The 12702-nt window shown below is 70.6% G+C and carries 13 protein-coding genes; 8 read left to right on the top strand and 5 right to left on the bottom strand.

Annotated features, from left to right (window positions below):
* Positions 1–2: 2 nt before the first annotated feature.
* Both DO944_RS09950 and DO944_RS09945 read right to left on the bottom strand, forming a co-directional pair.
* Entirely contained in the window at positions 3–356 is a 354-nt protein-coding gene (locus tag DO944_RS09950; protein WP_112617045.1) for a LysR family transcriptional regulator, read from the bottom strand.
* A gap of 3 nt (positions 357–359) precedes the next feature.
* Positions 360–2339, bottom strand: a complete 1980-nt coding sequence (locus DO944_RS09945) for an AarF/ABC1/UbiB kinase family protein (protein WP_181574207.1) — start codon at positions 2337–2339, stop codon at positions 360–362.
* A 103-nt stretch (positions 2340–2442) separates the two neighbouring features.
* Here DO944_RS09945 and DO944_RS09940 point away from each other — a divergent pair, with 103 nt between their 5' ends.
* From DO944_RS09940 to DO944_RS09935, 3 genes are all read left to right on the top strand, one after another.
* Positions 2443–4269, top strand: coding sequence for a DEAD/DEAH box helicase (locus tag DO944_RS09940; protein ID WP_112617043.1), 1827 nt, complete (start codon positions 2443–2445; stop codon positions 4267–4269).
* Between the two features lie 137 nt (positions 4270–4406).
* Complete coding sequence (locus DO944_RS15930) at positions 4407–4541, top strand: hypothetical protein (protein ID WP_258524663.1); 135 nt, start codon at positions 4407–4409, stop codon at positions 4539–4541.
* Positions 4542–4630: 89 nt separating this feature from the next.
* Positions 4631–5533 (top strand): SDR family oxidoreductase, encoded by a 903-nt coding sequence (locus DO944_RS09935; RefSeq protein WP_181574206.1) that lies wholly within the window; start codon positions 4631–4633, stop codon positions 5531–5533.
* 13 nt (positions 5534–5546) lie between these two features.
* On the opposite strand, the gene DO944_RS09930 is transcribed toward DO944_RS09935, so the two are convergent.
* Together DO944_RS09930 and DO944_RS09925 are read right to left on the bottom strand one after the other, a co-directional pair.
* The gene (locus DO944_RS09930; RefSeq protein WP_258524662.1) at positions 5547–6137 is read right to left on the bottom strand and encodes a hypothetical protein; all 591 of its coding nucleotides are present in this window, start codon (positions 6135–6137) and stop codon (positions 5547–5549) included.
* Positions 6138–6140: 3 nt separating this feature from the next.
* Positions 6141–7289 (bottom strand): zinc-dependent alcohol dehydrogenase, encoded by a 1149-nt coding sequence (locus tag DO944_RS09925; RefSeq protein ID WP_112617041.1) that lies wholly within the window; start codon positions 7287–7289, stop codon positions 6141–6143.
* Positions 7290–7503: 214 nt separating this feature from the next.
* Here DO944_RS09925 and DO944_RS09920 point away from each other — a divergent pair, with 214 nt between their 5' ends.
* The 3 genes from DO944_RS09920 to DO944_RS09910 are packed head-to-tail and all read left to right on the top strand — an operon-like array spanning position 7504 to position 9742.
* Positions 7504–8586: an iron-containing redox enzyme family protein gene (locus DO944_RS09920; protein WP_112617039.1), complete on the top strand. Its 1083-nt coding sequence runs from the start codon at positions 7504–7506 to the stop codon at positions 8584–8586.
* Entirely contained in the window at positions 8586–9539 is a 954-nt protein-coding gene (locus tag DO944_RS09915) for a glycosyltransferase (protein ID WP_112617037.1), read from the top strand. The genes DO944_RS09920 and DO944_RS09915 overlap by 1 nt, the downstream gene beginning before the upstream one ends.
* The gene (locus DO944_RS09910; RefSeq protein ID WP_112617036.1) at positions 9536–9742 is read left to right on the top strand and encodes a CDGSH iron-sulfur domain-containing protein; all 207 of its coding nucleotides are present in this window, start codon (positions 9536–9538) and stop codon (positions 9740–9742) included. Before DO944_RS09915 ends, DO944_RS09910 begins: the two co-directional genes overlap by 4 nt.
* Positions 9743–9801: 59 nt before the next feature.
* Here DO944_RS09910 and DO944_RS09905 read toward each other — a convergent pair whose 3' ends face one another.
* Entirely contained in the window at positions 9802–10674 is an 873-nt protein-coding gene (locus tag DO944_RS09905; RefSeq protein WP_112617034.1) for a manganese catalase family protein, read from the bottom strand.
* A 206-nt stretch (positions 10675–10880) separates the two neighbouring features.
* Between DO944_RS09905 and DO944_RS09900 the strand changes: the two genes are divergently transcribed.
* Positions 10881–11642 carry an MBL fold metallo-hydrolase gene (locus DO944_RS09900; RefSeq protein ID WP_112617033.1) on the top strand — a complete coding sequence of 254 codons (762 nt, stop codon included), beginning with the start codon at positions 10881–10883 and terminating at the stop codon, positions 11640–11642.
* Between the two features lie 110 nt (positions 11643–11752).
* On the top strand, positions 11753–12592 hold the full coding sequence (locus DO944_RS09895) for an SDR family oxidoreductase (RefSeq protein ID WP_112617032.1): 840 nt from the start codon (positions 11753–11755) through the stop codon (positions 12590–12592).
* The last annotated feature ends 110 nt before the right edge of the window (positions 12593–12702 follow it).

Below are 12702 nucleotides of genomic sequence, written 5' to 3'. Positions count from 1 at the left end.
CCTCAGCGTCCCTGACGCTTCTTGTACGGCTTGGGCTGTCCCTTGACGATGGGGGCGCGACCCGAGCCCTTCGACGCCTTGGCCTTTCCGCCGCCCGACGCCTTCTGCTTCGGCGCGACAGCCGGCGCGGGCGCCGCGGCGACCTCGGCTCGGGCGTCGGCGAGCAGCAGGGTGCCGGCCGGGGTCAGGCGCGGCTTGCCGCCGTCCTTCGTGAACAGCGGATGTCCGACCTCTTCTTCCAGGCGGTCGATCGACGAGTACAGCACGGGAAGCGACACTCCGAGCTTCTCCGCAGCGCGCGGGAAGTGCAGGGCATCGGCGGCCGCGACGAAGTGGACGAGATCGCGGATCTTCATGGGTCACCTTCCATCGCGACGGACGAGCGCCGAACGCAGCGAACGCAGCAGCAGCAGAAGGCCGCCGAGCCCGACCACACTACCCAGGAACGGGAACACCGACACGGAGTCGGTGAGCAGTGGACCGTGCTGGACGACCCCCATCATGACGCCGACGATGACCAGGGTCGCTCCCACGAGCGTCGTGGTGAGGCGTCCGGTGAGCGACTCGACCCACGAGCGGTCGTCGGGGGACTCCAGAGCGCGGAGTCGTACGGTGAGGCGGCCCGACTCGAGGTCGCTGAGGATGCCGTCCACGCGGCGGGGCAGCTCACGCGCTCGCTCGAGCCCAAGCTGCAGCTGCACCTGAGCGGTCATCGGCGCCGAGCGCGGATCGCCCATGTGCAGGGCGTACTGCGGGGCCCGAGAGAGAGCGCGCTTGATCATGTCGTAGTCGGGATCGAGGCGCCGCAGCGTCCCCTCGATCGCGCCGAGCGTCCGGAACCCCAGCAGCAGACCGGGCGGGAGTGCGAGTCGGTGGCGCCGGAGCACCTCGATCAGCGCGGTGAAGAGATGCTGGTCGGAGGTGGAGTTGTGCAGTCGTGTGAGGATGACGCCGATGTCGTGCTGAAGCGCTCCGACATCGAGCTCGGCGTCGCCGCGCGGCTTCACGAGCATCAGGACGGCATCCGTCGCGCCGGAGTCGTCCTCGTTGTGCAATGCCACGAGCATCGGCAGCAGCAGGCGCCGCATACTGCGTTCGATGATCCCGACCGACCCGAAGTCGATGAGGGCGACGATCCCGTCGGGCTGCAGGATGAGGTTGCCCGGATGCAGGTCGGCGTGGAAGACCCCCCGCAGTGCGATCTGCCCGACGATGACGTCGAGCACGGCGTCGGCGATGCGCGTCGCCTCCGCGGGCGCGACGGCGCCCGGCGCGTCGCTGCCGGGCTCGGGCAGCCGGCTGAACGGGATGCCCTGGACGTGCTCCATCACGATCAGCTGCTCGGTGCACAGGTCGGGATAGACGTCCGGGATCCGCACCGCGCGAGCGTCGGCGGCCGTCATCGAGTCGCGCAGCATCTCCATGTTCGCGACCTCGACGCGGTAGTCGAGCTCTTCGCGCAGAGCGGCGGAGAACTGCGCGGCGAGGGCCGAGGCGCCGACATCCTTCGCCCACGTCGTGCGCCGCTCGAGGTCGGCGGCGGCACGCTCGATGATGTCGAGGTCGGTGGCGACCTGCGCGCGCGCCTTCGGTCGCTGGATCTTCACCACGACGGCGCGTCCGTCCTTGAGCCGTGCGCTGTGGACCTGACCGACGGATGCCGCCGCCAGCGGCGTCTCGTCGATGCCGGCGAAGACGAGCTCGATCGGCCGGCCCAGCTGCTTCTCGATCGCGGCCTTGGCCTCCGGCCAGGGGATGGGCGTCGTGTCCATCTGCAGCGAGGCGAGCGCACTCGTGATCTCGGCGGGGAGCAGATCGTTGCGGGTGGACAGGATCTGACCGAGCTTGACGAAGGTCACGCCCGCGTCGTCGAGGGTGGCCGCGAGCGCCCGAGGCAGTTCGGCTCGCGCCGACTCGCTGCGCATTCCGCCGAGGCCGTGCCGCGAGGCGATCGCGACGATACGCGCGTACCTCACCGCCCGGCGGCGGCGGTGCAACGCCTCGCGGACGTAGGTGACGGGACCGACCGGCGGCCGCGCCGGCCACATGAGCTCGAGCGTGATGAGGGCGATGAGGACGATCGCGAACAGCCAGGCCAGCACGAGCAGAACGAAGCCGAAAGCGACGGGCTGATCCGTGAGCAGCCCGCCCTGCTCCTGCAGCACGCCCGCTCCACGCAGCACCCAGATGCCGAGCGGGCCGAAGACGACGAAGACGATGAGCGAGACGACAGGACCGCGCACCCAGCCGACACGCGCCTCGAGCGCCCGCTTGGCGAGCCAGGTGGCCGCGATCGAGAAGACCACCGCGGCGATGGTGAAGAGCAACCACTCCGGCATCGATACCCCCTCGAGCCCGTCGACCTGCTTCGAGGCTAGGGCACCGGGCTCCGTCGCGCCGGGCCGATCATGCGATCTCGGCAGAGGCGGACTACCCTGAAGCGTGTCCACTTCTGCTGAACAGTCTGTACCCGAGTCCGTCGACGAGCCGCCCGTCATCACTTTCCGCGACCTCGGGCTGGGAGAGCAGGTGCTCAAGGCGCTCTCCGACGTGGGCTACGAGACCCCGTCGGCGATCCAGGCCGCGACCATCCCGACGCTCCTCGAGGGGCGCGATGTCGTCGGCCTCGCGCAGACCGGTACCGGCAAGACCGCGGCTTTCGCGCTGCCGATCCTCGACCGGCTCGACCTGACCCAGAAGACCCCGCAGGCCCTCGTGCTCGCCCCGACCCGCGAGCTCGCGCTGCAGGTCTGCGAGGCGTTCGAGAAGTACGCGTCGCGCACGAAGGGTGTCCACGTCCTCCCGGTCTACGGCGGTCAGGGCTACGGCGTGCAGCTCTCGGCGCTGCGCCGGGGAGTCCACGTCATCGTCGGAACGCCCGGGCGCATCATGGACCACCTCGACAAGGGCACGCTCGACCTGTCCGAGCTGAAGTACCTCGTGCTCGACGAGGCCGACGAGATGCTCAAGATGGGCTTCGCCGAGGACGTCGAGACGATCCTCGCCGACACCCCGGACACCAAGCAGGTCGCCCTGTTCTCCGCAACGATGCCGGCGGCCATCCGCCGCATGTCGAAGCAGTACCTCAACGACCCCGAGGAGATCACGGTCGCGTCGAAGACGACGACCTCCTCGACGATCACCCAGCGCTACCTGATCGTGTCGTATCAGCAGAAGATCGATGCGCTCACCCGCATCCTCGAGGTCGAGAACTTCGAGGCGATGATCGTCTTCGCCCGCACGAAGAGCGCGACCGAGGAGGTCGCCGAGAAGCTGCGCGCCCGCGGCTACTCTGCCGCCGCCATCAACGGCGACGTGGCTCAGGTGCAGCGCGAGCGCACCGTCAACCAGCTGAAGTCGGGCAAGCTCGACATCCTCGTCGCCACGGATGTCGCTGCCCGCGGCCTCGACGTCGAGCGCATCTCGCACGTGGTCAACTTCGACATCTCGACCGACACCGAGTCGTACGTGCACCGCATCGGCCGCACCGGGCGTGCCGGCCGCACGGGTGACGCGATCAGCTTCGTCACGCCGCGTGAGCGCGGGCTCGTGAACGCGATCGAGCGCGCGACGCGCCAGCCGCTCACGCAGATGCAGCTGCCGAGCGTCGACGAGGTCAACGTCACGCGCCTGTCGCGCTTCGACGACCGCATCACCGCTGCGCTGGAAGACACCGACCGCATCGAGCGGTTCCGCGACATCGTCGCCCACTACGTCCGTCACCACGATGTGCCCGAAGTGGACGTCGCCGCCGCGCTCGCCGTGGTCGCGCAGGGCGAGACCCCGCTGCTGCTCGAGCCCGACCCCGAGCCGCGCGCACGCGCGCCGCGCGAGGACCGTGCCCCGCGCTCGTTCGACCGCGACGACCGCGACGGGCGGCCGGAACGCCGCCCGCGTGCGAGCAACCCGAACATGACGACCTACCGCATCGCGGTGGGCAAGCGCCACCGCGTCGAGCCCCGTCAGATCGTCGGGGCGCTCGCGAATGAGGGCGGTCTCAGCCGCGGCGACTTCGGCGCGATCCAGATCCGTCCCGACTTCTCGCTCGTCGAGCTGCCGTCCGACATGCCCCAGTCGACGCTCGACCGCCTGGCCGACACCCGCATCTCGGGCAAGGCGATCGAGATCCGCGTCGACACCGGCGGCCCGAGCCGCAGCTCGCGCGGCCGCTTCGACCGTGACGATCGACCGCGTGACCGCGACCGTGACGGCGACCGCGACGACCGGCCGGCTCGCAAGCCCCGCCACCGCTCCGAGACGCGCGACTGACCGCGGCTTCCGGGAGCGGTGCGGCTCGCACGCATCCGCTCCCGGTGCAAGCCCGGTTCGCGGCATCCGATCCGCGTGCAGAGTGGGAGGTGCCTCCGCAGTCGGGGGGCGCCACACGAGCCGATCGGAGAAGCCAGATGAGTGCCGACCACCACGGACGAGACGACGAGCACCAGCACGAGGACGACGAAGCGGCCTCCGCCGGTTCCGAGTCGCCCGAAGAGGGCGCCGAGGCCGAAGAGGCCGCCGAGGACGCGCGTACCGACCGCTGACCAGTGCGCCTACGGCGATGCCCGTAGCGCCTGGGAGCACCCGGCGCAACGGGCATCGCGGTGAGCGCGGTGGCGGTGATGCTTCGAGCATGGCTGCTTCCTCGCGTCTCGCCGACCTGTCCGGGCTTACCGTCGTCGTCGTGGGGGCCTCGACGGGCATCGGGCGAGGCGTCGCCCTGCGCGCGGCGAGCTTCGGAGCCGCCGTCGTCGTGTTCTCCCGGCGACCGGACGCGCTGACGAGCCTCGTCGAGCGCATCCGGGATTCCGGCGGACGAGCTCATGCCGTGGCCGGGGATGTCTCACGTGCGGGCGACCTCGAGCGCCTCGCCGACGAGGCGGAAACGGTGTTCGGGCGCATAGACGTCTGGGCGCACAACGCCGGCGTCGGCACGATCGGCCTGTTCGGCGACGTCCCGATCGAGGAGCACGTCCGCGTCGTCGAGACGAATCTCATCGGGGCCATGCGCGGAGCGCACGTCGCGCTTCGTCGATTCATCGCGCAGGGATCCGGCGTGCTCGTGAACACGGCCTCGGTCGAGAGCGTCGTGCCCCTGGCCTACCAGGCCTCGTACGCGGCGACCAAGGCCGGGCTGCTCAGCCTCACCCAGACGTTGCAGCAGGAGCTCCGGCTCACGGGAGTCTCAGGCGTTGCGGTGGCTGCCGTGCTGCCGTGGGCCGTGCGGACACCCTTCTGGCGGCACGCGGGCAACCACGCGGGCCGGGCGTTGCGGATGCCGCTCATGGATGAGCCGGAACCGGTCGTCGACGCCATCCTTCGTGCGGGCCTGCGCCCGCGGGTCGCGCAGCCCGCCGGCTGGAAGGCGCGGGCCTCGCTCATCGGTGCGCGGCTGGCGCCACGGGTGACCGCGCGCCTGTCCGCCGACATCGCCGACGCGCGCGTCCGTCGCGGTGCGAAGACGCCGCCGAGCGACGGCGCGCTCTTCGAACCCCTCGCTGATCCGGCGACCGTCGCCGAGACACCGCGGCGCTGAACGCCCGCCCGGGCTAGCTCCGTCGGACTGTCCGACGCACGAGGCGGAACACACCCCACACGGCGAGCACCCACGGGCCCGCGACGAGAACGGGGTCGAGCCACGTGTGGCGCTGATCGACTCGGCCGTGTCCGAACCGCGACCGGATCGGATGCCGCCGGGCCTCGCTCAGAACACCGGTCTCGGTGATCGGGTTATCGGGCCGCGTGGTCGCGAACGAACGCAGATGCGCACCGATCGCCTCGACGCGATCGCCGGCGATGAGGAGCAGCCAGTGCGCGCCGCGCCCCTCGCTGAACCGGTCGTATCCGAGCCTGCGGATACGACCGGACAGTCCGTGAAGCGGCTGCGCCGTGCCGTAGACGGGGGTGAGGAAGGCGTGCTCGATCGAGCGCTCGCGTCGCGGGTCGAGGCCCTGGCGCGGCGGCATCCCGCGTCCGGCGGCGGCCTCGTCGAGCCTCTCGACGGTGCCGGAGGGACGGTCGGCGGGATCGAGGTCGACGCCCCATCCCGGTATGCGCGCGCGCAGCGCCGCACGATCGGGAGCCGGCCGCGGCACGCTCGCGGTGTACGGGGTGGGCACGTCAGAAGAGTTCGAGGACATGGGTCAGCCTTCCGAGGGGACGACGACGGTCTTCACGCAGTCGTCGAGCTTGGATGAGAACATGTGGTAGCCCTCGGCGATGTGCTCGAGAGGGATGCGGTGGGTGATCAGGTCGCCCGGTGAGATGTACCCCGCGCGGATGTGCTCGAACAGCCGCGGCCACTGCCGTTTGACCGGTGCCTGGTTCATCCGCAGCGTGAGGCCCTTGTTCAGCGCGTCACCGAACTTCACCGCGCTGAACAGCGGACCGTACGCGCCGATCACCGAGACCGATCCGCCCTTGCGTGCTCCGTCGATGGCCCAGTTCAGGGCGACGGGCGAGCCGCCCTGCAGCTTGAGCTTGGCAGAGGTGACGTGCTGGGTGACGTTGCCGTCCGCCTCGGCACCGACGGCATCGATGACGACGTCGGCACCGAGGTAGTCGGTCATCTGTTTCATCTCGACGACGACGTCGCGGTGCTCGGAGATGTTCACCGTCTCGGCGCGGGCGAACTCGCGCGCCTTCGTCAGGCGGTAGTCGAGGTGGTCGAACGAGATGACACGCCCCGCGCCCATCAGCCAGGCGGACTGCGCCGCCGCGAGGCCGACGGGTCCGGCACCGAGCACCATGACGGTGTCGCCCTCGACGATGTTTCCCAGCTGAGCGCCGAAGTAGCCCGTCGAATAGGCGTCGGTGAGGAGGAGCGCGTCCTCGTCCGACATCCAATCCGGGATGACGGTGGGGCCGACATCCGCGAACGGAACACGCACGCGCTCGGCCTGACCGCCGTCGTACCCGCCCGCCGTGTGCGAATAGCCGTAGATGCCCCCGACCGCGGTCGCGTTGGCGTTGACGTTGTGGCAGTTCGAGAACAGCCCGCGTGCGCAGAAGTAGCACGATCCGCAGTAGATGTTGAACGGCACCATGACCCGGTCGCCGACGGCGAGGTTCGTCACCGCACCGCCCAGCTGTTCGACCACGCCGATGAACTCGTGGCCGAAGGTGTGACCGATCCGGGTGTCGGGCATCATGCCGTGATAGAGGTGCAGGTCCGAGCCGCAGATGGCCGCGAGCGTCACCCGCACGATCGCGTCATGGGGGTGTTCGATGCGCGGATCGGGCTTCTCTTCCACGCGGACCTTGTACGGTCCGCGATAGGTCATGGCTTTCATCGATCGCCTCTCTGCCGGAGTTCGTGCCCGTCACCTTGCGCGCGACTCCGCCTGCCGCCCACGGGCTGGACGAGCTGACGACGAGGCGCTATCACCCGCGCGCGTCGCGCCGGGCCGATGGTGCCGCTTGCACACCGCGATCACGCGGGTCAACCCGCTCGAAGGATGCCGCGCGGGGCACGTACGGTCACGGCTGTCACCCCCGAGGAGCCCTATGAGCACCACCATCGAGACCGTCCCGATCGATCTCGGCATCGCCGACCCCCTGCCGTTCTGCTCGAGGGGACCTGTCAGCGCCATGCTCCAGCGGGTGCTCGTCGCGCCGGCGACGAGCGGTCTGCCCGTCGATGCTCCCGAGATCGTCGGTCGCGCGCTCGCCGAGACGGGCGACATCCTCCGCGACGATGACCTGCAGCTCGCCCTGTTCCTGATGTACGCCCTCCACTACGGCTCGCTGCCCGGCCTCGACGCCTCGTGGGAATGGGAGCCGTCGCTCATCGCGGCGCGCGGCCGCATCGAGCGCGCTTTCGAAGCGGCCCTGCGTGATTCCGCCGAGGTCATCGACCCGCCCGAGCCCGACCGTGACGCCGTCGCTCGCTGGCTGTTCGACCTGACCGCCCCGACCGCGGGGCCCGGCATGTCGCGATACGTCGCGAAGAAGGCCTCGCTCGAGCAGCTGCGCGAGTTCCTCATCCTCCGCACCGTCTACACGCTGCGCGAAGCGGACCCGCACTCGTGGGCGATCCCGCGGCTCAGCGGTCGCTCGAAGGCGGCGCTCGTCGAGATCCAGTCCGACGAGTACGGCGGCGGTGACCCCGCAGGCGTGCACGCGACGATCTTCGCCCAGACCGTGCGCGGCGCGGGCCTCGACGACACGTATGGCGCGTACATCGACACGGTGCCCGCCGTCGTGCTCGCCAGCCACAACGCCATGTCGCTGTTCGGGCTCCACCGTCGCCTGCGCGGCGCGATCGTCGGTCACCTCGCAGCGTTCGAGATGACCTCGTCGATCCCCAATCGCTCCTACGGTGACGGCTTCCGGCGCCTCGGATTCGGGACCGACGTCACGTGGTACTTCGACGAGCACGTCGAGGCCGACGCCGTGCACGAGCAGATCGCCGGCCGCGACCTCGCGGGATCCCTCGCCGAGGACGAGCCCGACCTGCTGCCCGACATCCTCTTCGGCGCCCGCGCGTGCCTGGTCCTGGACGACCTCGTGGGCGACCATGTGCTTGCCGCCTGGGAGGCGGGGCGCAGCGCGCTCCGCGGCGGCGTTCTTCCCGACCTCACGGCGTGATGCGCGAGGACGTCGAGTACGTTCTGCCGCTGCGCTGGGATGACGAGACCCGTCGGGCCGATGAGGCCGAGCTGGGGGAGTACCTCGCCTGGCTCGCCCGTCGCGTCGACGTCACCGTCGTCGACGGCTCGCCCGCGCACCTGTTCGCCGCCCACCGCCGAGACTGGAACGCCGTGCGGGTGGTTCCGCCGTCGGTCCCCGGCCGCAATGGGAAGGCACGCGGAGCGATGACGGGGCTTCTCCTCGCCCGGCATCCGGTGACCGTGATCGCCGACGACGACGTCCGGTACGACGACGGCGCGCTGCAACGGGTGGTTGCGGCGCTGGCGGATGCCGACATCGTGCGGCCCCAGAACATCTGGCAGCGACCCCGCCCGTGGCACGCCCGCTGGGATACGGGCCGAACCCTCATCAACCGGGCCTTCGGGGGAGACTTCTCCGGAACCGTCGCCGTGCGGACCGCCCGCGCGCGCCCCGGCTACGACACCGACGTCCTCTTCGAGAACCTCGAGCTCGAACGCACGGTCCTCGCCCGCGGCGGCCGCCGTCGCATTGCACGCGACATCTTCGTCGCGCGCCGGCCCGCGACTGCTGGCCGCTTTCGCGAGCAGCGCGTGCGCCAGGCGTACGACAGCCTCGCGCAGCCCGCTCGGCTCGCGGTGGAGCTGGCAGTCGTTCCGCTCATCCTCGCGCTGCGCCGGCGACCGGCAGCACTCGCGCTCGCCGGGGTGGCGGTCATCGCCGTCGCGGAGGCCGGGCGCCGCCGCGACGGGAGCGGTGGGGTGTTCGGGCGGACGGATGCGTTGTGGGCCGTCCCCTGGGTCGTCGAGCGAGGCGTGACGAGCTGGGTGGCGCTGTCTCTGCGCTTGCGCGGCGGGGTGCCCTACCGGGGCACGCGACTGCGGAAAGCGGCGAACAGCATGAGAACGCTACGGAAGAAGGAGACACGATGAGCGAGCACCGCGGTGCATCCGTGACCATCACCGCGTGCCCCGACGGGCCGCTGCTCGTGCGGGGCGACGTGGAGCTGCTCGATGACGCGGGCAACCCGATCCCGCGCAACCGGCGCACGATGGCTCTCTGCCGGTGCGGCGTGAGCGCGATCAAGCCGTTCTGCGACGGCACGCACAAGCTCTCGGGCTTCAGAGCCGACTAAGCGCGCGCCCGCACGGGCGGGCCACGGCCGCGGCGCCCGCGACCGTGCCCCGCCGAGGATCAGAGCTTGTCGCGGATGACGCCCTCGGCCTTGTCGAGGAGGTTCGGCTTCGCGTCGGTGCCGTAGAACCGGGGGTCCGGCTGCGTGGGCGGGGGCATCGGAACCGAGGTGTCGGGTCCGTCGAGGTACGTGAACTCGCCCTTGCCGTCGGGGGTGGGACCCGATGCCCACGAGCCCTCGGCTGCCGCGGCACCGTCGGAGAAGTTGATGTACTTGTACGCGTGCTCGCGCGCCTCGTTCGAGAGCGGGAAGTTCGACGGCACGGGGATGTCCTCCACTCCCTCTTCGCGCAGCTCCTGCGCCGCGCGGATCCACTGGTTCTGGTGCATCGTGTCGCGCGCCAGGAGGAACGAGAGCATGTCCCGGACCCCCTTGTCGTCGGTCATGTGGTAGATCCGCGCGACCTGCACACGGCCCTGCATCTCGGCGTTGGCGTTGGCCGTGAAGTCGGCAAGCAGGTTCCCGCTCGCGGTGATGTACGAGCCCTGCCAGGGGTTGCCGTTCGAGTCGACCGGGCGCGCACCGGCACCGGCGACGATCGCGGACTGCACATCCATGCCGCCCATGACGGCGCCGAGGACGGGGTCGGACTTCGCCGCAGCCTCGGACTGCTCGGCCGGGGCCTTCTCGAGCAGCTGCGCGATCATGATCGCGAGCATCTCGACGTGGCCGAACTCCTCCGCCCCGATGCCGTAGAGCAGGTCGCGGTACTTGCCCGGGATGTGGGCGTTCCACGCTTGGAACCCGTACTGCATGGCCACGGTGATCTCGCCGTACTGGCCGCCGAGCACCTCCTGCATCCGTCGCGCGAAGATCGCGTCGGGCTTCTCCGGACGGGCCTCGAACTGCAGTTCCTGTCGATGAAAGAACATCTCGCCTCCTGGGGATCGGCCGAACGCCGAGTGCGCCGGCGCGGCGAACGTACGTCGGGCCCGCCGCGCACGCCACGGGCCTTGACTCCTCCCGGGCTCGGTGCAAACATCACGCCCGCGCGGCGGGTGACGGTCGATCGATCTGTCAAGCCCCGCGCGCTCCCCCTAGCCCCCGCGGATCATCGGGCGGGACCGGAGGGGGAGCCATGACCGATCACCGACCGCGCGTAACCGAGGTCGCCGAGGGTGTGTATCAACTCGCCCGCGGCGGCGTGAACGCCTACCTCGTGGCGTCCGATGACGGGCTCGTCCTCATCGACGCGGGACTTCCGCGCACGTGGCCGCTCCTCGAACAGGCCCTCGCGGCTGTGGGCGCCCACCCGTCCGACATCGACGCGCTGCTGCTCACCCACGGCCACTTCGACCACGTGGGGATGTGCGAGCGCCTCGCAGACGAGCACCACCTCGTCGCTGACGTCCACCCCGGCGACGAGGAGCTGGCGCGGCATCCATACCGCTATGCGCACGAGGCCGCCCGGTTCCCGTATCCCTTCCGCTACCCGGCGGCGCTCCCGATCCTGGCGAGGATGGTTGGCGCGGGAGCGCTCGGGGTGAAGGGCGTGCGGACCGATCCGTCGATCGTGCCCGGACACTCCATCCCGCTCGCGGGCGGCATCCTCCCGATCGCGACACCCGGCCACACCGACGGGCACTGCGCGTTCCTGCTCGAATCGGCCGGGATCCTGCTGACCGGAGACGCACTGGTCACCCTCGATCCGTACACGGGACGCACCGGTCCGCGGGTCGTCGCTCGCGCGGCCACAGCGCACAGCGACGAGGCGCTGGACTCGCTCTCGCTGCTCGCCGAGACGGGTGCACACCTCGTGCTGCCCGGCCACGGCGCGGTCTGGCGGGACGGCGGCATCGCCCCCGCTGCGGCCATCGCCCGCTCGCGGGGCGTCGACTGAGGCGGCCCCGCACGGTCGCGCGATGCCGGACTCGGCCCTCTCGTGTCAAGCCCCGTGAATCCGACGGCGGAGGGGGATCGGGTAGAAGCACCGTTCGACGACAGAGAGGGATGACCATGGAACCCCAACAGCAGAACGTCCCGGGAACCGACCAGGCGATGGTGCCGAAGCCCGACTACGGCGAGGAGACCTACCGCGGCTCCGGGAAGCTTGCCGGCAAGCGCGCGCTCATCACCGGCGGCGACAGCGGCATCGGCAAGGCTGTGGCGCTCGCCTACGCCCGCGAGGGAGCGGATGTCGCCATCAGCTACCTCGAGGAGCACGAGGATGCCGAAGAGGCCAAGCGCTTCGTCGAAGAGGCCGGGCGCCGCGCCGTCCTCATCCCGGGTGACATCTCCGACCCGGCCCACTGCCGTGAGGTCGTCCGCCGCACCGTGGAAGAGCTCGGCGGGATCGACATCCTGGTCAGCAACGCCGCCTTCCAGATGAACCGCGAGACGCTCGAGGAGATCCCCGACGAGGAGTGGGACTTCACGTGGGCGACGAACGTCGACGCGTACTTCCACCTGACAAAGACTGCGCTGCCGCACATGGGGCCGGGGTCGTCGATCATCGGGTCGAGCTCGGTGCAGTCCGACCAGCCCTCGCCCAACCTCCTGCCGTACGCGGCGACGAAGGCGGCCATCGCGAGCATCACGGCATCGCTCGCGCAGATGCTGGGCGAGCGCGGCATCCGCGCGAACAGCGTCGCCCCGGGGCCCATCTGGACTCCGCTGATCCCGGCGACCCTGCCGGCGGATGCGGTGGAGAGCTTCGGCGAGCAGACGCCGCTGGGACGCGCCGGGCAGCCTGCCGAGCTCGCCTCGGCCTACGTGCTGCTGGCGTCGGACGAAGCGTCGTACATTTCGGGCGCACGTCTGGCGGTCACGGGAGGCAAGCCCATCCTCTGAGCCCGGCTCTCGGGACCGGCGTCCGGCGCCGTTCGTTCACGCAACGCTCGTCCGCGGTTCACTCGCCGCGGGCGGGCGTTGCCGCACGATGGATCGCACCCGCCGCGTAG

Source organism: Microbacterium sp. SMR1 (assembly GCF_003289625.1).
In the GTDB taxonomy this organism is placed as follows: Bacteria; Actinomycetota; Actinomycetes; order Actinomycetales; family Microbacteriaceae; genus Microbacterium; species Microbacterium plantarum.
This window is presented reverse-complemented; position numbering and strand designations above follow the sequence as displayed.